The sequence below is a fragment of the Kitasatospora sp. NPDC048286 genome (assembly GCF_043201735.1).
Classification (GTDB): domain Bacteria; phylum Actinomycetota; class Actinomycetes; order Streptomycetales; family Streptomycetaceae; genus Kitasatospora.
On sequence record NZ_JBICZE010000003.1, the window covers coordinates 559431 to 576119 of the forward strand.

A 16689-nucleotide genomic window follows, 5' to 3' on the forward strand; every position below is an offset into this window, starting at 1 on the left:
CTGCCCATGGAGAGCGGTCAGAACTGGTGGTCGAACGCCACGGTCACTGGTGCGTGGTCGCTCCAGCGCTCGGCGTGGGTGTCGGCGCGCTCGACGTAGGCCTCGACGGCCTTGGCGGCGAGGCCGGGGGTGGCGACCTGGAGGTCGATCCTCCAGCCGGAGTCGTTGTCGAAGGCGCGGCCGCGGTAGGACCACCAGGAGTAGGGGCCGGTGCGGTCGGGGTGGAGGGCGCGGACGACGTCGACGTAGCCGGCCTCGTCGTAGACGCGGGAGAGCCAGGCGCGCTCTTCGGGGAGGAAGCCGGCGGACTTCTGGTTGGACTTCCAGTTCTTGAGGTCCTCGGGGCGGTGGGCGATGTTCCAGTCGCCGCAGACGACGACCTCGCGGCCGTCGGCGGCGGCGCGGGTGCGCAGGGCGGTGAGGTGGACGAGGAACTCCGCCATGAAGCGTTCCTTCTCGTCCTGGCGCTCGGTGCCGACCTCGCCGGAGGGGAGGTAGAGGCTGGCGACGGTCAGGCCCGGCAGGTCGATCTCGACGTACCTGCCCGAGTCGTCGAACTCCTCGGAGCCGAATCCGATCACCGTGCGCTGCGGCTCCTGCCGGGAGAGGACGGCGACGCCGGCCCTGCCCTTGGTGGCGGCGGGGGCCCAGACCGCGTGCCAGCCGTCCAGGTCGCGCAACTCCACGGGCAGCTGCGCGGGTTCCGAGCGCACCTCCTGCAGGCAGACCACGTCCGCCTCGGTGCCGGCCAGCCACTCGACGAAGCCCTTCTTGGCCGCTGCCCGGATTCCGTTCACGTTCACACTCGTCACCACGATCACCCGGGCAGCCTACCGACTGGTGGTTGCCGACCCGAATCGTGACGCGCGGGCCGAGGCCCCGGAGGGCGCGGATGCGGCCCCGGACGCGGCCCCGGATACGGGCGCCGACGTGGATGGTGACAGCGGCTGACAGGAGCTGTCGTGAACGCGGCATGAAGATGTGCGGCGGCCCCATCAAGCCGCGCCATTGGTCTTGACCATCTCCGGACGGAGCGCCTAGGGTCACTTACTGCAAGGACCTTTAATAAAGAAGGACGGATAAAGGCCCGCTCTCCCACCTGCCGCGACAGCGGACAGTGGGCCCGGGATCCGGCCTCCTTGCCGCAGGGCGGACAGCATCAGGGTGGAGGACACGGTGGGGACGACAGGACAGCTTTCTGCGGTGCCGGAGCCGAAGTACTGGCACCTGCGCACGGTGCTGCTGCGGGCCATCGACTCGGAGTTCTCCACCGGTCAGATCCTGCCCAACGAGCGCGAGCTCTCGGCCCGTTTCGGCGTCGCCCGGGCCACGCTGCGGCAGGCGCTCGACCAGCTGGAGCTGGAGGGCCGCCTGGTGCGCCGCCGGGGGATCGGCACCCTGATCGCCGCCCCGCGGGTCGGCGTCCCGGTCAGCCGGCAGGAGGAGGGCTGGCCCGGCGCCGCGCGCAGCCAGTCCTGGCGCACGATCGACTGCACCACCGCCCCCGCCCCCGCCCAGCTGGCGAAGGGCCTCGGCATCGCCGAGGGCGCGACCGTGCACACCGTGCGCCGGGTCCGCCTGGTCGAGGGCCGCGCGGTGGCCTCCGAGGCACTGCACGTTCCGGCCGCCGCCCTCCCGCACCTGCCGGGCTTCCGCGCCGAGAGCGACCGCGCCCGTTCGGTGCTGCGCCAGCTGGAGCGCCTGGAGGTGGACGGCGAGTCCCGCTCGGTGGAGCTGGGCGTCGCCGAGGCCGAGCAGGCCGCGCTGCTGGAGCGCCCGCCCGGCGCGCCGGTGCTGGTGATGACCACCCAGTACGCCTCGGCCGGCCGGCTGGTGGCGCTGGCCGTCTCCACCTACCGGGCGGACACCTGCAAGCTGACCTTCGGCGAGGCCGGACTCGTCGAGGTCACCCCGGTCGGTGCGACGGCCGAGGTCCGTACCGCCTCCTGAACCATTTTCCGAACACCCTCAGGTAGGGGCCCGGACGCCAACTGGCGTCCGGGCCTTTGCCGTTGGCCTGCATGGCGCGCGTGGCCCGCGTGGCCCGCATGGCATCGGAAGATCCGGCAGTGTGGCGGGGGAAGGGCGGTGTCGTGAGCCTTTGACGATCCGCTCCGCCCACGAGGGAGCCGCCCCACCGACGTGACGAGCCGCCCCGCCGGGGCGTCAGGCCCGGGGCGGGTCGACCGCGAAGAGCTGCTCCTCGACGTGGTCGAGGGCGACGCGCAGGGCGCCCATCGCCACCACCTCCGAGCCGAGGGCCGCCAGGGCGACCTCCGGGGCGCGCAGGGTCAGCTGGGCGAGGCGTTCGCGCAGCGGGTCCAGGACGCCGTCGAGGCCGGCCGCCCAGCCGCCGATCACCACCAGCTGCGGGTCGATGGCCAGGACGAGCGCGGCGACGCCCTGGACGAGGCGGGTCAGGAAGCGGTCCATGGCGACCTTGGCGACCTCGTCGCCCTCCCGGGCCAGCCGCAGCACGCGGGCCACGGCGGCCTCGTCCAGCGGGTTGAGGGGCTTTCCGGTGGTGGAGAGCAGGCGCTCGGGGGTGACATCCTGCCCGAGCAGGTGCAGGGCGCCGATCTCGCCGGCCGCGCCGCCGAAACCGCGGTGCAGCTTGCCGCCGATGAGGGAGCCGGCGCCCGGGCTGAGGCCGGCCATCACGAAGACGACGTCGTCGGCGCCGACCGCCGAACCCTGCCAGTGCTCGGCGATGGCGGCCAGGTTGGCGTCGTTCTCGATCAGGACCGGGCAGCGGAAGGAGCGCCGCAGCCGGGCTCCGAGGTCGAGCCCGGTCCAGCCGGGCATCGCGGTGCCCAGCCGGATGGTGCCCTCGCGGTCCACGATGCCGGGGGTGCCGATGCCGACCGACCACAGGTTGTCCCGGGAGATGCCGGCCTTGCGCAGCACCTCGGCGACGGCGGTGCGGACGGCGGCGAGCCGGTCCTCGGCGTCGAGGCTCTCGTCCACGGGCTTGAAGTGACTGCCCACCACCTCGCCGGTGAGGTCGGCCAGGATGACCCGGATGTCGTGCACGCCGATCTCGATGCCGAGGATGTGCCCGGCCTCGGCGCGGAAGCGGAACCAGCGGGCCGGGCGACCGCGGCGGCCGGTGCCTGGTTGGCCGTCGTCCCTCGGCTGGTCGACCTCGGCGACCAGTCCGGTCTCGACCAGGCCCTCGATCACGCCCTCGACCGTCGGGCGGGAGAGTCCGGTCTCGCCGACGAGCTGAGTGAGGGTCACGGAGTGGCCGTTGCGCAGCGCCCGGAGCGTGACCGCCGCGTTGATCCGCCGCAGCAGCGAGGAGTCTCCTCCGGTGAGCCGATCCGCCAATGCGATGCCCTTCGCCGTTCGCGCGACTGCCCTGGCGCGCGGTGTCGAGTGCGCGGTGCCCACCGAATGGCCCGCGGGGTTGCGCCCCCCGGAGAACGCGGCAGGGCGGCAGGGGGCCGCCTGCGCGAGGGCCGGAGGACAAGCGGAGCCTACCCGGGGACCGGCCCGGGCGGCGAGGATCTTCGCAGCTCATCCCGGCTTCGGTATCGAAATGGTACGGATCGGGTGGCGGTGCGTGATCCGGACTTCACCGCCCGGCCACGGTGGGCGGGCAGGCGAGCCGCCGGGGCCCCGCCGACCGGCGGGAACGTTGCGACAGCAGCGAGTCGAGGCCGAGCCGGGAGCCGGCCGACAGGGCACCGAGGGTGGAACAGGCCGACCTGATCGAGCCGATGGAGCCGACGGACAGGATGGACCCGATCGAGCCGAGGGACCCGATCGACCCGATGGAGCCGATGGAGAGGACGGACCCGATCGAGCCGACGGAGAGGATGGACCCGATGGACCCGATGGACAGGACGGACCCGATGGACCCGATGGAGTCGATCGACAGTAGCGATCCGAGGGAGCCGAGGGAGGCGAGGGAGCCGCGGGCGGGTCGGGCCGGACGCGTGGAAGCGGTCATGACCCTTGAGCGTAGCCAGCCTTGCCCCCGGCGTCTCCCGTCAGTCCACCCGCGCCGCGAACAGTCGCTGTCCCAGCAGCGCCATCGGGTGCCCCTCCTCCGGCAGGGTCAGCACCGTCGGGCAGCCCGCGGCGGTGAGCGCGGCCCGCCAGTGTTCGGCCGGGCGGGCGGTGAGGCCGTGGGGGTCGCCGGTGATCAGCAGGTCGAGCTGTTCGGCGGTGGGCGCGAGCAGCAGTAGCCGGCCGCCGGGGGAGAGCAGCCGGACCAGCTCGGGGACGTCCCGCGTCGACTGCCCGGTCACGCTCGCGATGACGACGTCGTAGCGGCCGCCGTCGGGGGCGGTGTGGTGCTCGGTGTTCGGTCGGGGCCGGGCGGCGAGGGCGCGGGCGACGGCGGGTTCGCCGCCCTCGGCGTCGAGTTCGAGGACGCGCAGCGGCCCGGGCCCCTGGTGGGCGTCGGCGCTGCCGCGCACCAGCGCGCCGAGCGCGGCGCCGAGGAAGGCCCGGGCGGCGGCCCAGCGGACCGGGGAGGCGGCCGGCCGGGGGGCCTCCGCGCCGGTGATCAGCCGGGGCAGCCGCAGGGCGCCGCGGCGGACCCGGTCCAGGGCGGCGGCCGGGCCGAGCCCGTCCGCCCAGGTCTCGACGGCCGGGCGCCAGGTCTCCCGGACCTCGGCGGCGGCCGGTCCGGGCCCGCCGTGGAAGACCGGGCCCTGGGCTCCGCCGTCCTGACGGGCGAGCAGGCCGTGCCGGGCGAGCGCATCCAGCCAGCGGGTGACCAGGGGGCGCTGGGCGGGGGTGACCATGGCCGCGGCCAGGACCTCGGCCTCGGGGTAGCCGCGCGCGGGGTCGGTCAGCGCGCCGCTCTGCTGGAGGGTGTGCAGCAGAGCGGCGAGCACGGCCCGGTCGAGCTGGGCGCCGAAGTCGCGGACCTGGGCGGCGGTGATGCCGATGCCGTACTTCCAGGCGGCGGCGGAGGCGCTCTCGGCGTCGGCGCGCAGCCGGCGGTCGGCGGCCTCGGCGTTGCTGTCCGGGGCGCGGACGTGGGCGAGGACGGCGCCGAGCGCGTCGACGGCGGCGTACACGTCCTCCTGGCGGGGCTCGGGGCCGACGTGCAGGACCAGGCGCAGGGCGCCGAGGTCGTGGGCGGCGAGGCCGGGCTGGCGGCTGAGCGGCCAGAGCAGGGCGGAGGGCAGGCTGAGGTGGGTGGCCCGGGCGGCGACGACGGCTTCGAGCTGCTGTTCGGGCTGCTGCTCGGGGTCGCCGCAGTGGACGGTGCCGCCGGCCAGCAGGGTGGCGAGGGCGAGTTCGACGGCGAGGTCGGTGACGGGGTGCAGCACGGTGTGCCGGATCGGGGGCGCGCCGAGGACGCCGGCCCAGTAGCGCAGCCGCTGCTCGGCGGCCCGGGCGGCGGAGGGCGCCAGCGCCGCGTGCTCGGCGACGCGCCGGGCGAGGGCGCGGGGCAGGCCGCCCGGCGGGGAGACGCCGAGCAGCAGGCCGATGCCGCTGATCGCGCGCCCGTCGGCGACGACGGCGGGTCGGTCGCCGAGTTCGCGCAGCGCGCTGACCAGGGCGGGAGTCGTGGGCACGGTGATCACTCCGGGGTACGGGGCAGAAACCGCACTACTGAACCACGGGGGCGGGGCGCGGGAGGCCGGTAGCAAGTCAAGCTTCTGTAATGATTTTCATATCGGATAGCCAAGCTGCCGAGGTGAAGTCACCGCGAAGTGGTCGGAACCGTACATTCCGGAAGCTCTGTGCGATCCCTTGACAGGTGGTTCGGGTGCTGGATCAATGGACCCGAACGGGCCTGACCGAACGATCGGTAGGCAGCCTGGGGCGGACGGGACACGGACAGAGCCCGGCAGGACACAGGCGGCGCCCGCCAGGACGCGGCCGGAGCCCGGCAGGACGCAGGCAGAGCAGCAGCGAAGGAGCGACGATGACCGGCACCGCACCCGTCCCGCGCCGACACCTCGGGGAGCCGATCCCGCCCGAGCTCCTGGACGCCGGTGAGCGGATGACGCCGGACGAACTGCGCGCCCACCAGCTCACCCGGCTACGGGCCACCCTGCGGCACGCGTACGACAACGTCGAGCTCTACCGCCGCAAGTTCGACGCCGCCGGGGTCCGCCCCGAGGACTGCCGCACCCTGGACGACCTCGCCCGCTTCCCCTTCACCACCAAGGCCGACCTGCGCGAGGGCTACCCCTTCGGCATGTTCGCCGTCCCGATGGAGCAGGTCCGCCGGATCCACGCCTCCAGCGGCACCACCGGCCAGCCGACCGTGGTCGGCTACACCGACAACGACCTCTCCATGTGGGCCGACGTGGTCGCCCGCTCGATCCGCGCGGCCGGCGGCCGAGCCGGCCACAAGGTGCACATCGCCTACGGCTACGGGCTGTTCACCGGCGGCCTGGGCGCCCACTACGGCGCCGAGCGGGCCGGCTGCACCGTCATCCCGGCCTCCGGCGGCATGACGGCCCGCCAGGTGAGGCTGATCCTGGACTTCGAGCCCGAGATCATCATGGTCACCCCGTCCTATCTGCTGACCCTGCTGGACGAGTTCGAGAAGCAGGGCGTCGACCCGCGCAGCACCTCGCTGCGGGTCGGCATCTTCGGGGCCGAGCCCTGGACGGAGGAGATGCGGCGCGAGATCGAGGAGCGGCTCGACCTGCACGCCGTGGACATCTACGGCCTCTCCGAGGTCGTCGGCCCGGGCATCGCCCAGGAGTGCGTGGAGACCAAGGACGGGCTGCACATCTGGGAGGACCACTTCTACCCGGAGGTCGTCGACCCGCTGGCCGATCAGCCGGGGGCCGACGCGGTGCTGCCCGAGGGGGAGAGCGGCGAACTGGTCTTCACCTCGCTCACCAAGGAGGCCCTGCCGATCATCCGCTACCGCACTCGCGACCTCAGCCGGCTGCTGCCCGGCACCGCCCGGCCGGCCTTCCGGCGGATGGAGAAGGTCACCGGGCGCAGCGACGACATGATCATCCTGCGCGGGGTGAACGTCTTCCCGACCCAGATCGAGGAGATCCTGCTGCGCACCTCGGGCGTCGCCCCGCACTTCCAGCTGCGGCTCGGGCGGCAGGGGCGGATGGACAGCATGACCGTCCGGGTGGAGGCCCGGCCGGAGGCCGCCACCGAGCAGCGGGAGTCGGCGCGGGCCGGTATCGCCCGCGCGGTGAAGGACGGGGTCGGGATCACCGTCGCGGTCGAGGTGGTGGACCCGTACACGCTGGAGCGCTCGGTCGGGAAGATCAAGCGGGTGGTGGACGAACGGGGTTGAGCCGGTGCGCGGGTGACGGGATGACGGGCGGAAGCGTGGCAGCGTGGCGGAGCGACCCCCGCGCGGGCTCTATGCTGCGGGGCATGCCGAGTGAGCTGCGCACTCTTCAGCCCGCCGAGGACCTCGCCTTCATCCGGCGGGAGACCGAGCTGAAGCCCGTCCCGTTCGTGCCCGAGATCCGCCTGCACATGGCCGAGGACGCCATCGCCCTGTGGGAGACCACCGAGCGGGCACGCGGGGAGGCCGGGCTGCCGCCGCCGTTCTGGGCCTTCGCCTGGGCGGGCGGTGTGGCGGTGGCCCGCTACGTCCTTGACCACCCCGAACTGGTCGCCGGCCGAACGGTGTTGGACGTCGCGGCCGGCTCCGGGCTGGTCGGGGTGGCCGCCGCGCTGCGCGGGGCCACGGAGGTGCGGGCCGCCGAGATCGACGCCTACGCGGTGGCCGCGATCGGGCTGAACGCGGGGGCCAACGGGGTACGCGTGGACGGCGCCCTGGTGGACCTGGTGGACGGCGACGGCGGGCCCGCCGAGGTGGTGCTCGCGGGCGACGTCTTCTACGAACGGGCCATGGCCGCCCGCTTCCTGCCCTTCCTGGAGCGGGCCGCGGCGCGCGGCGCGACCGTGATCGTCGGCGACCCGGGCCGGGCCTACCTGCCCCGGGAACGGTTCACCGCGGTGGCGGCGTACCAGGTGCCGGTGGTCGCGGACCTGGAGGACACCGCGGTCAAGACCACCACGGTGTGGCGCCTCGGCTGACGGCCGCCCACACCGAGGAGTCATCGTCCGAGCGCCGCGGGGCGGCCGTCCGAACGTCGTGGTCGGCCGGTCAAGCCGCTGCCGGCCCGACCGCCCGCCGGCCGCCGCACATCCGCCCGACCGAGCCCGGGGCCGGTGCTCCCGCCCCGTCAGGACGGGAGCACCGGCCCCGGGCGTTCGTCCGTCAGCCGCGCAGGCGGGCCAGCCAGGCCTCGACCTCGTCGGAGCGGCGCGGGAGGTCGGCGGAGAGGTTCTCGTTGCCGTCCTCGGTGACCAGGATGTCGTCCTCGATCCGCACCCCGACGCCCCGGTACTCCTCCGGCACCGTCAGGTCGTTCTCCTGGAAGTAGATGCCCGGCTCGACGGTGAGCACCATGCCCGGCTTGAGCGGGCCGTCGACGTGCTCCTCGGTGCGGGAGTGGGCGCAGTCGTGGACGTCGATGCCCAGCATGTGGCCGGTGCCGGCCAGGGTGAAGCGGCGGTGCAGGCCCAGCTCGTACACCTTGTCCGCACTCAGGTCGCCGAACAGGCCCCAGGAGGTGAGGTGTTCGGCGAGTTCGCGCTGGGCGGCGTGGTGGAAGTCGCGGAACTGCCCGCCCGGCCGCACGGCCGCGATGCCGGCCTCCTGGGCCGCGTACACGGCGTCGTAGACCTTGCGCTGGAGGTCGGTGAACCGGCCGGAGACCGGCAGGGTGCGGGTGACGTCGGCGGTGTAGAGGTGGTTGGTCTCCACGCCCGCGTCGAGCAGCAGCAGGTCCCCGGGGCGGGCGTGGCCGTTGTTGCGCACCCAGTGCAGGGTGGTCGCGTGCGGGCCGGCCGCGGCGATGGTGCTGTAGCCCACGTCGTTGCCCTCGATCCGGGCGCGGACGAAGAAGGTCCCCTCGATCAGCCGCTCGGCGGTCTCCGAGTCGGTGCCGAGGACGCGCACCACGTCCTCGAAGCCGCGGGCGGTGGCGGCGCAGGCGAAGCGCAGCTCCTCGATCTCGAACTCGTCCTTGACCAGGCGCAGTCCAGAGAGGAAGACCTCGAACTCCTCGTCCCGCTCGGCGTCCGCCCGGTCCGCGAGGGCCGCCTCCACGCCCGCGTCGTGGCGGCGCAGCACCCGCGCCGGGCCGGTGGCGGCGCGCAGGTCGGCGCCGACGGTGCGCACGTCCCGGCAGGGCAGGCCGAACAGCTGCTCGCTCTCGGTCAGGCTGTTGCGGCGGCCGTCCCACAGCTCGCCGTGGCCGTCCAGCCAGAACTCGCCGTTGTCGACGCGGGAGCGGTTGCGCAGGTAGAGCGCGGCCTCGTGGCCGTTCTCGCCGGTGGGGGTGAGCACCAGGACGCCGTCCTCGGACTGGTCGCCGGTCAGGTAGGCGTAGTCGGAGGAGGGGCGGAACGGGTAGTCGGTGTCGTTGGCCCGCACCTTGGGGTTGCCGGAGGGGACCACCAGCAGCTCGCCGGGGAAGGCGGCGGACAGCTCCGCGCGGCGGCGGGCGGTGTGCGCGGCCTGCGGGACCGGCTCCAGGGCGGTGCGCTCGGTGTCGGCCCAGCCCTGCGTCATGCTCTCGGCGAGTTCGTCCGTGACGCCGCGGGTCAGGCCGTTCTTCCGGTACTTGATGGTTTCGGCGGGCTCGGTCACTGCGGTCTCCTGGTGAGGTGAGGGAAGTGAGGCGTTTCGCTACGCTGCCCCGTCCGTCGGTGTGCGTCCCGTACGGTATATCGAACAGTGCCTGGTGAGAAGAGGTCGAGAGTGAACGACGCCGAGGAATCCGTCCGGGGCGTCCTCGCCGCCAATCTGAAGCGGGTACGGGCCCAGCGTGGCTTGTCCCTGTCCGAGCTGTCCCGGCAGGCCGGGGTCGGCAAGGCGACGCTCTCCCAGCTGGAGTCCGGGGCCGGGAACCCGACGCTGGAGACGGTGCTCGGGCTCTCCCGGGTGCTCGGCGTGCCGATCTCCGACCTGGTCGAGGCCCGGCCGGGCGGCGAGGTCACGGTGGTGCGGGCGGCCGAGACCGAGGTGCTCAGCGGGCGGGGCGTCGACCTGCGCCCGCTGCGCCGGATCGAGTCCGGGGACGCGGTGTTCGAGCTGTACGACCAGGTGGTGCGGGCCGGCGCCGCGCAGGAGTCCGGCGGCCACACCGGCACCGAGCACACCGTCGTCCAGACCGGCCGGCTGGGCGTGCGGGTCGACGGCCGGGAGATCGAGCTCGGCCCCGGCGACTACATCGGCTTCGACGCCGCCCTCCCGCACGCCTACACCGCGCTGGACGGCGAGCGGGTCCGCTCGGTGCTGGTGCTGCAGTACCGGGCCGAGCAGCACGGCCACCTCGCCGAACCGGCCCGGCCGGCCGCCTCCTGGGGGCTCTGGCACTGAGCGGTCCCGGCGGTTCGGCGCACCGCCGGATCGTTCGGAATACCGAACGTGTCCGGCCCGTGGGGCAGGATGATCACCATGACGGACGCACTCAGCTGGCTGGCGGAACCCGAGTCGATCACCTACGGCGGCTACAGCGTCGTGCTGGCCCGCGGCCTGACGCCGGAGGAGCTGGTGGCCCGGATCGCCGAGGAGCTTCCGGGGCGCACCGCACGACCGCTCGGCGAACTCACCGCGGAGGACCTGGTCGAGGACTACGAGCTCGAGTTCGCCGGCGAGGTCGAGGACATCGCGCTGCACCACGGGCGCAGCGGCGACCTCGCCTTCGCGGTGGCGTACGGCTACTGGCAGGGCGAGCTGACGATCCCGCCGTCCGTTTCACGCGGCGGTGCCGAGGTCTTCCACCTGGAGTTCGAGGAGGAGAACGGCAAGCCGGTGCCGCCGTTCTTCAGCAGCTACCGGGACGGGCGGGAGCACTGCTACCTCAACCTCCACCTGGACCCCACCTGGGGCCCCGGTGACGTCCGGGGAGAGCCGGCCACGGCCGCCGCCCTGACGGCGGAGCTGGCCGCCGCCGGGCTGCCGGACCCCGAGCGCGAGAGCGGTGACCTCCACCGCACCTGCCTGGAGGTGCTCGGCCGCCACTTCGCGCTCACCCTGCCGCGCACCCTGGTGCGGGAGGCCGAACTCCCCGCGGTGCTGCTGGAGACCGACTGATCCGAGGCGCGCCGCCGGCCGGGTGCCGGAAAGGGCACGGGCGGCCGTAGCGTGGTGGGTCGGGAACTCGGATTCGACCACGTCAGGACCGGTGCCTCCTTCCAGGGCATCGGGTTCGACGGCGGTGCGGGCCTGCTTCTGCGGGAGGGCCCGCCGCCCCGCCCGGCACCGGAGTCCTGACGCCCCGGGGACCGTTCCCCGGACGCGTCGTCAACCGGGCGGGCACATCTCCCCCTTGGGGCGCGAACGGCGCGGGAACGGGCCGTGAATTGTTCCTCGGACGGGTGGCCGTCCGGCCGGTCGACGGGGCCCTGCGGGCATCATGGGCCGCGACACGGGACGTCGCGGAACAGGGAGTCGACCGATGGGAAGGCCGCTGGCGGAGTTCGGCTGCGCGAAGTGCTACGGCGAGGACGAACGGGCGGTGTGGGGGCGGCAGCGTGAGGGGTTCGAGCACGAGACGGCGGTGGTGGACGGCTCGCGCTTCGCCGTCAACCTCCGGCGCTGCCGGGAGTGTTCGCAGCGGTACGTCTGGATCTACACCGAGGTCGTCGACTGGATGGGCGGCGACGACGCCCAGTACGTGACGATCATGCCGGTGACCGACGGTGAGGCCACCGGCCTGACGGCGGGCACCCTGCGCCCGCGGGAGCTGGGCGCGCTCGGCCGCGACCGCCGCCACCTGAACCACGACTGGCCCACCGGCGGCCCGGCGCGCCTGCACTGGCGCTCCGGCCGCTTCCTGGTCGCGCAGGACCGCTGAGCGGTGGGTGGCTCGGCGCCGCCGCGCCGCCGCGCCGCCGCTCGCGCATGCCGAAGAAGCGCCGGGCTGTCCGCCCGTGCCGACGCCAGAGGCCGGTCAGGCCTGGGACGCTCCGAGGAAGCGCAGAACGGCGAGCACGCGGCGGTGGTCCGTGTCGATCACCGGCAGGTCGAGCTTGGCGAAGATGTTGTTGATGTGCTTGGCCACCGCGCTCTCGCTGACCGTCAGCGCCTCGGCGATGCCGGCGTTGGAGCGCCCCTCGGCCATGAGGCCCAGTACGTCCCGTTCACGAGGGGTCAGCCGGTCCAGCGGGTCGCTGTCCCGTCGCAGCAGCAGCAGCTGGGCGACGACCTGCGGATCCAGCGCCGTGCCCCCGTTCGCGACCCGCTGCACCGCCTCCACGAACTCCGTCACATCGGCGACGCGTTGCTTGAGCAGGTAGCCCACGCCGCTGGTGTTGGTCGCCAGCAGGTCGGCCGCGTACCGCTCCTCCACGTACTGCGAGAGCAGCACCACCGCCGTCCGCGGCCACCGCCGACGGATCACCATCGCGGCGCGCACCCCTTCGTCGGTGAAGCCGGGCGGCATCCGGACGTCGACCAGGGCGAGTTCGGGCCGGTGCTCCTCCACTGCCGCCAGCAGCGCTTCCCCGTCACCGACTTCCGCGGCGACCTGGAAACCACCCATCTCCAGCACCTTGACCAGACCGATCCGCAACAGCACCGAGTCCTCGGCGATCACCGCTCGCACGGCAACTCCGCCGCGATGGTCGTCGGTCCCCCGACGGGGCTGCTGAGGCGGAAGGTCCCGTCGACGGAGCCGATCCGCTTGGCCAGCCCGCTCAGCCCCGTACCGGCGGAGGCGTCGGCACCACCCAGCCCGTCGTCGGTGACATACACCCGCAACACCTTCCCGACCCGTCTGACGGTCACCTCGGCACGTGTCGCGCGAGCGTGCTTGGTCACGTTGGCCAGCGCCTCGGAGATCACGAAGTACGCGACCGACTCCACAGCGGGCACCACCCGCTCCTCAAGATCGACCCGCAGGCGCACCGGCAACGGTACCCGGGCGGCCAACCCGGACAACGCCGCGTCCAGCCCTCGGTCTTCGAGGACGGCCGGGTGCAACCCGCGTACCAGATCGTTGAGTTCGGCGATCGCCTCCTTCGCCTCGAGGTGCGCCTCCGCGATCACCTCGCGGGCCTCGCCCGGCAGGTCGGGGCGCGTGGCCATGGCCAGGCCAAGGTTGACCGCGAGGGAGACCAGCCGCTGCTGGGTGCCGTCGTGCAGGTCACGCTCGATCCGGCGGCGCTCGGCGTCGACTGCCTCGATCAGGTCGGTGCGACTCCCGGCCAGGTACTCGACCCGCTCCTGGAGCCGCTGGGCCCGGCTGGGCCCGAGCAGCGCCAACGCGAATCGCGACTCCGTCCGGGCCACCGCCCCCGCAATCCAGGGCATGGCACACAGGAGGGCGATGCCGGCCACCGTGTAGCACGGCACCTGCGTCGCGTAACCGAACCAGTCCTGGCGGACCCCCACCGGCAGCGCCCACACCCAGCCGCAGGTGATGGCGCCCGCCAGGCCCGCGGCCGCCATCGCGAGCACCGACAGCTCCAACGCGGCCACCAGCGGGCCCAGAAGAAGGTGGTATCCGAGCTGGCGCCAGATACGCGTCAGGGGAAGCCGTCGGGCGACTGCCGCCCACGACCACCGCTCCGGCGTGGGCGTCGGACGAGGGATGTCCACTCCGAGGAGTGCCCGGTGGCGGTACCGCTGAACGGCCGTCAGCACCGGGACACCGAGCAGGATCAGGGCGACCGACACGGTGAGCACCAGAGCCCAGTTCCCCGTCTCGGGGCCGACCGTCGCGGCCCAGGCCCACACGGGCACCAGGGTCAGGTGCGGCATGACACCGGCGGCCAGGAAGCCGGTGTCCCGCCGCACCCGAAGCGCCGAGCGCCTCAGCGCGGGTGGAATCATCATGATCAGACACTAGGGCACCTCGACGGGGGTCTGCCATGAGCCTGGCACCCGAATCCATGGTGGCACCAGTGCCACCGTCGCTGATTCTGTCGTCGGACAGGAGAGGACCTCCAGGCCGTGATGCTTCCCGAGCGCGTTACCACCGCGGTGAGCGCCTGGTGTTCGTCCTCGCCGTCCTCGCCGTCCTCGCCTTCTCGACTTGGGGACACATGCCCGTTGCCGGATGGCTGAGGGTGCGGACATGGCGGTGCGGGCTTCGATTCGTCTCGAAGCCCGCACCGAATCGTCGGTCCCTCGTCCCTCAGGTGCCGTTGAGGGCGTAGCTGCGGAAGGTGGCCAGCAGCGGCAGCACCTCGGTCTTGCTGGGGTCCTCGGTGACGGCCCGCATCGCGTCGATCACCGTGTGGGCGATGATCTTCGTCACCGAGAGGTCGTCCGCGGGCGCCAGGGTGCCCCAGGCCTTCAGCGTCTGGGTCAGCAGGGCGCTCATCCTGGCGCCGATGTTGGAGCTGACGGCATCGGAGATCTCGGCGATCTCCTCGTCGCTCATGGTGGCGCGCAACCCGAAGGCGAGCGCCATCAGGGTGTCCATCGCGTGCTCGCCGTACGCGGCGACCAGCGCCGGCAGCGGCCGTTCACCGGTGCCGCCCGCCGCCAGGGCGAACAGTGCCTCGTCGTCGTCCTTCCACGCCGCCTCGAGGGCGGCCAAGGCCCGCAGGGCCTCGTCTGCGGTGAGCCCGTCTGTCATGGAAGGAACGGTATTGAGCCGTCCCGGCTTCCGACAGGTGCGGAAGCCGGGATCACCCCTTCGAGCGAAGCGGGGCCGATTCGGGCCGGTGGACGTGGGCGAAGTGCTCCGCGTCCCAGCTGCCGCCCAGCTCAGGGGCCAGCGAGGCGTGGGCGAGGGCGGCGAAGTCCGCCGCGCCGCCCGCCCGTTCCGGCAGTGCGCCGAGCAGCGGGGCGCCGGCGCAGCGGGGCAGGTCGGCCAGGTTGCAGCGCTCGGCGAGGCCCGGCTCGGCCGGCCAGGAGCCGACGAGCACACCCGCGAGCGGCAGGCGGCGGGCCGCCAGCGCCTCCGCGGTGAGGGAGACGATGTTGAGCGTGCCGAGCCCGGCCGAGGCGATCAGCAGGATCTCGGCCGGAAGCCCGGCGTCGAGCACGGCCCGGGCCTGGTCGGCGAGCGTGCGGCCCTCGTCGTCGTAGCGGACCAGCAGGCCGCCCGCGCCCTCCACCAGGACCAGGTCGTGCGCGCGGGCCAGTTCGGCGACCTCGGACACCACCTCGGCGGGGGAGAGGTACGCCATCCCGGCCCGCCGGGCGGCGGTGTCGGGCGCCAGCGGCTCGGGGTAGCGGACCAGCTCACGGATCGTCAGATCGCCTGCCAGGCGCCGCACTTCGGCGGCGTCGCCCGGTTCGTCCGGCGAGACGCCGGTCTGCCCGGGCTTCAGCACCGCGACCCTCAGGCCCGCCCGCAGCGCCGCCGAGGCGACGGCCGCGGTCGCGACGGTCTTGCCGACGTCGGTGTTCGTCCCCGTCACGAACAGGATGCGCGCGCTCATCCGGCCACCGCCGCGGCGGTCACGGCGGCGGCGATCCGCGCCACGTCCTCGTCCTGCGTCACATAGGGGGGCATGGTGTAGATCAGGTCCCGGAACGGCCGCAGCCACACGCCCTCCCGCGCCGCCGCCTCGGTCGCCGCCGGAACGTCCACCGGGTGGTCCAACTGCACGACGCCGATGGCCCCCTGGACCCGTACGTCACGCACGCCGGGGACGTCCGCGGCCGCCGCGAGGCCCTCGGCCAGCCCGCTGCCGATCCGCTTCACCTCCACCGACCAGTCCTGCCCGAGCAGCAGGTCCAACGAGGCGTTGGCGACCGCGCAGGCCAGCGGGTTGCCCATGAACGTCGGCCCGTGCGCGAGCACCGGCACCTCGCCGCGGCTGATCCCGTCCGCGACCTCGGCGGTGCACAGCGCTGCGGCCAGCGTCAGGTAGCCGCCGGTCAGCGCCTTGCCCAGGCACATCACGTCCGGCGAGACGCCCGCGTGGTCGGCCGCGAACAGCGCGCCGCTGCGCCCGAAGCCGGTGGCGATCTCGTCGAAGACCAGCAGCACCCCGTAGCGGTCGCACAGTTCGCGCAGCATCCGCAGGTAGGCCGGCGAGTGGAAGCGCATCCCGCCCGCGCCCTGGACCACCGGCTCGACGATGACGGCGGCCAGCTCGTCGGCGTGCCGGGCCATCAGCTCCTCGAAGTGCTGCGCGTACTCCGGGTCGAGCGGGGCGTCGAACCCGGCCGGCGGCTCCGGGGCGAACAGCTGGCCGGGCAGCACCCCGCCCCACAGGTGGTGCATCCCGCCGTCCGGGTCGCACACCGACATCGGGTGGAAGGTGTCCCCGTGGTAGCCGCCGCGCCAGGTGAGCAGCCGGCGCTTGGCCGGCCGCCCGGTGGACTGCCAGTACTGGAGGCACATCTTCATCGCGACCTCGACGGCCACCGAGCCCGAGTCGGCGAGGAAGACGTGCCGCAGCGGCTCCGGGGTGATCTCCACCAGCCGGGCGGCCAGCCGGACGGCGGGCTCGTGGGTGAGCCCGCCGAACATCACATGGCTCATCCGCCCCAGCTGTTCGCGCACCGCCTCGTCCAGCACCGGGTGCCGGTAGCCGTGGATCGCCGCCCACCAGGACGACATCCCGTCGACCAGCTCGTGCCGCCCGCCCGCGACCGGCTCGGCCAGGCGCAGCCGCACCCCCGAGGCGGACTCGACCACGTACGGGGTGACGGTGCCGGGCATCGGCCCGTACGGGTGCCACACGTGGGCGCGGTCGAGGGCGAGCAGGTCGGACGCGGACGCGGCCGCGGACGGCTGGAGCATGGTG

General features: G+C 73.6%; 16 protein-coding genes. 6 read left to right on the forward strand and 10 right to left on the reverse strand.

Annotated elements, in window-relative coordinates:
* Window positions 1–17: 17 nt before the first annotated feature.
* Entirely contained in the window at window positions 18–821 is an 804-nt protein-coding gene (locus ACGF13_RS09750) for an exodeoxyribonuclease III (protein ID WP_392871119.1), read from the reverse strand.
* Window positions 822–1176: 355 nt separating this feature from the next.
* Between ACGF13_RS09750 and ACGF13_RS09755 the strand changes: the two genes are divergently transcribed.
* A complete protein-coding gene (locus ACGF13_RS09755; RefSeq protein ID WP_392871663.1) occupies window positions 1177–1950 on the forward strand; it encodes a GntR family transcriptional regulator in 774 nt (257 codons plus the stop codon).
* Between the two features lie 216 nt (window positions 1951–2166).
* On the opposite strand, the gene ACGF13_RS09760 is transcribed toward ACGF13_RS09755, so the two are convergent.
* The 3 genes from ACGF13_RS09760 to ACGF13_RS09770 all read right to left on the reverse strand — a co-directional run bounded on the left by ACGF13_RS09760 (window position 2167) and on the right by ACGF13_RS09770 (window position 5540).
* On the reverse strand, window positions 2167–3330 hold the full coding sequence (locus ACGF13_RS09760) for an ROK family transcriptional regulator (RefSeq protein ID WP_392871122.1): 1164 nt from the start codon (window positions 3328–3330) through the stop codon (window positions 2167–2169).
* Between the two features lie 247 nt (window positions 3331–3577).
* A complete protein-coding gene (locus ACGF13_RS09765) occupies window positions 3578–3955 on the reverse strand; it encodes a hypothetical protein (RefSeq protein WP_392871125.1) in 378 nt (125 codons plus the stop codon).
* Window positions 3956–3995: 40 nt separating this feature from the next.
* Window positions 3996–5540: a hypothetical protein gene (locus ACGF13_RS09770; RefSeq protein ID WP_392871128.1), complete on the reverse strand. Its 1545-nt coding sequence runs from the start codon at window positions 5538–5540 to the stop codon at window positions 3996–3998.
* Between the two features lie 353 nt (window positions 5541–5893).
* Between ACGF13_RS09770 and paaK the strand changes: the two genes are divergently transcribed.
* Window positions 5894–7243, forward strand: coding sequence for a phenylacetate--CoA ligase PaaK (gene paaK, locus ACGF13_RS09775; RefSeq protein ID WP_392871131.1), 1350 nt, complete (start codon window positions 5894–5896; stop codon window positions 7241–7243).
* Between the two features lie 83 nt (window positions 7244–7326).
* Complete coding sequence (locus ACGF13_RS09780; protein WP_392871133.1) at window positions 7327–7998, forward strand: class I SAM-dependent methyltransferase; 672 nt, start codon at window positions 7327–7329, stop codon at window positions 7996–7998.
* Window positions 7999–8182: 184 nt separating this feature from the next.
* Here ACGF13_RS09780 and ACGF13_RS09785 read toward each other — a convergent pair whose 3' ends face one another.
* Window positions 8183–9619, reverse strand: coding sequence for an aminopeptidase P family protein (locus ACGF13_RS09785; protein ID WP_392871136.1), 1437 nt, complete (start codon window positions 9617–9619; stop codon window positions 8183–8185).
* Between the two features lie 111 nt (window positions 9620–9730).
* On the opposite strand from ACGF13_RS09785, the gene ACGF13_RS09790 reads away from it, so the two are divergent.
* The 3 genes from ACGF13_RS09790 (at window position 9731) to ACGF13_RS09800 (ending at window position 11831) form a co-directional block, all read left to right on the forward strand.
* Entirely contained in the window at window positions 9731–10351 is a 621-nt protein-coding gene (locus ACGF13_RS09790; RefSeq protein WP_392871139.1) for a helix-turn-helix domain-containing protein, read from the forward strand.
* Between the two features lie 78 nt (window positions 10352–10429).
* The gene (locus ACGF13_RS09795) at window positions 10430–11068 is read left to right on the forward strand and encodes a DUF6461 domain-containing protein (RefSeq protein ID WP_392871142.1); all 639 of its coding nucleotides are present in this window, start codon (window positions 10430–10432) and stop codon (window positions 11066–11068) included.
* Window positions 11069–11432: 364 nt separating this feature from the next.
* Window positions 11433–11831 carry a hypothetical protein gene (locus ACGF13_RS09800; protein WP_392871145.1) on the forward strand — a complete coding sequence of 133 codons (399 nt, stop codon included), beginning with the start codon at window positions 11433–11435 and terminating at the stop codon, window positions 11829–11831.
* Window positions 11832–11927: 96 nt separating this feature from the next.
* Here the strand turns inward: ACGF13_RS09800 and ACGF13_RS09805 are convergent, their stop codons facing one another.
* The 5 genes from ACGF13_RS09805 to ACGF13_RS09825 all read right to left on the reverse strand — a co-directional run bounded on the left by ACGF13_RS09805 (window position 11928) and on the right by ACGF13_RS09825 (window position 16685).
* Window positions 11928–12581 carry a response regulator gene (locus ACGF13_RS09805; protein WP_392871148.1) on the reverse strand — a complete coding sequence of 218 codons (654 nt, stop codon included), beginning with the start codon at window positions 12579–12581 and terminating at the stop codon, window positions 11928–11930.
* Window positions 12569–13813, reverse strand: coding sequence for a histidine kinase (locus ACGF13_RS09810; protein ID WP_392871151.1), 1245 nt, complete (start codon window positions 13811–13813; stop codon window positions 12569–12571). Before ACGF13_RS09810 ends, ACGF13_RS09805 begins: the two co-directional genes overlap by 13 nt.
* A gap of 301 nt (window positions 13814–14114) precedes the next feature.
* Window positions 14115–14561 (reverse strand): hypothetical protein, encoded by a 447-nt coding sequence (locus tag ACGF13_RS09815; protein WP_392871154.1) that lies wholly within the window; start codon window positions 14559–14561, stop codon window positions 14115–14117.
* A 52-nt stretch (window positions 14562–14613) separates the two neighbouring features.
* A complete protein-coding gene (gene bioD / locus ACGF13_RS09820) occupies window positions 14614–15372 on the reverse strand; it encodes a dethiobiotin synthase (protein ID WP_392871157.1) in 759 nt (252 codons plus the stop codon).
* A complete protein-coding gene (locus tag ACGF13_RS09825; RefSeq protein WP_392871160.1) occupies window positions 15369–16685 on the reverse strand; it encodes an adenosylmethionine--8-amino-7-oxononanoate transaminase in 1317 nt (438 codons plus the stop codon). Before ACGF13_RS09825 ends, bioD begins: the two co-directional genes overlap by 4 nt.
* Window positions 16686–16689: the final 4 nt, after the last annotated feature.

Bases quoted from the DNA above. Each gene is read 5' to 3' on its own strand.
- ACGF13_RS09815 (WP_392871154.1), bottom strand. From the start codon at position 14,561: ATGACAGACGGGCTCACCGCAGACGAGGCCCTGCGGGCCTTGGCCGCC.
- bioD (WP_392871157.1), bottom strand. From the start codon at position 15,372: ATGAGCGCGCGCATCCTGTTCGTGACGGGGACGAACACCGACGTCGGC.
- paaK (WP_392871131.1), top strand. From the start codon at position 5,894: ATGACCGGCACCGCACCCGTCCCGCGCCGACACCTCGGGGAGCCGATC.
- ACGF13_RS09825 (WP_392871160.1), bottom strand. From the start codon at position 16,685: ATGCTCCAGCCGTCCGCGGCCGCGTCCGCGTCCGACCTGCTCGCCCTC.
- ACGF13_RS09795 (WP_392871142.1), top strand. From the start codon at position 10,430: ATGACGGACGCACTCAGCTGGCTGGCGGAACCCGAGTCGATCACCTAC.
- ACGF13_RS09800 (WP_392871145.1), top strand. From the start codon at position 11,433: ATGGGAAGGCCGCTGGCGGAGTTCGGCTGCGCGAAGTGCTACGGCGAG.
- ACGF13_RS09780 (WP_392871133.1), top strand. From the start codon at position 7,327: ATGCCGAGTGAGCTGCGCACTCTTCAGCCCGCCGAGGACCTCGCCTTC.
- ACGF13_RS09810 (WP_392871151.1), bottom strand. From the start codon at position 13,813: ATGATGATTCCACCCGCGCTGAGGCGCTCGGCGCTTCGGGTGCGGCGG.
- ACGF13_RS09765 (WP_392871125.1), bottom strand. From the start codon at position 3,955: ATGACCGCTTCCACGCGTCCGGCCCGACCCGCCCGCGGCTCCCTCGCC.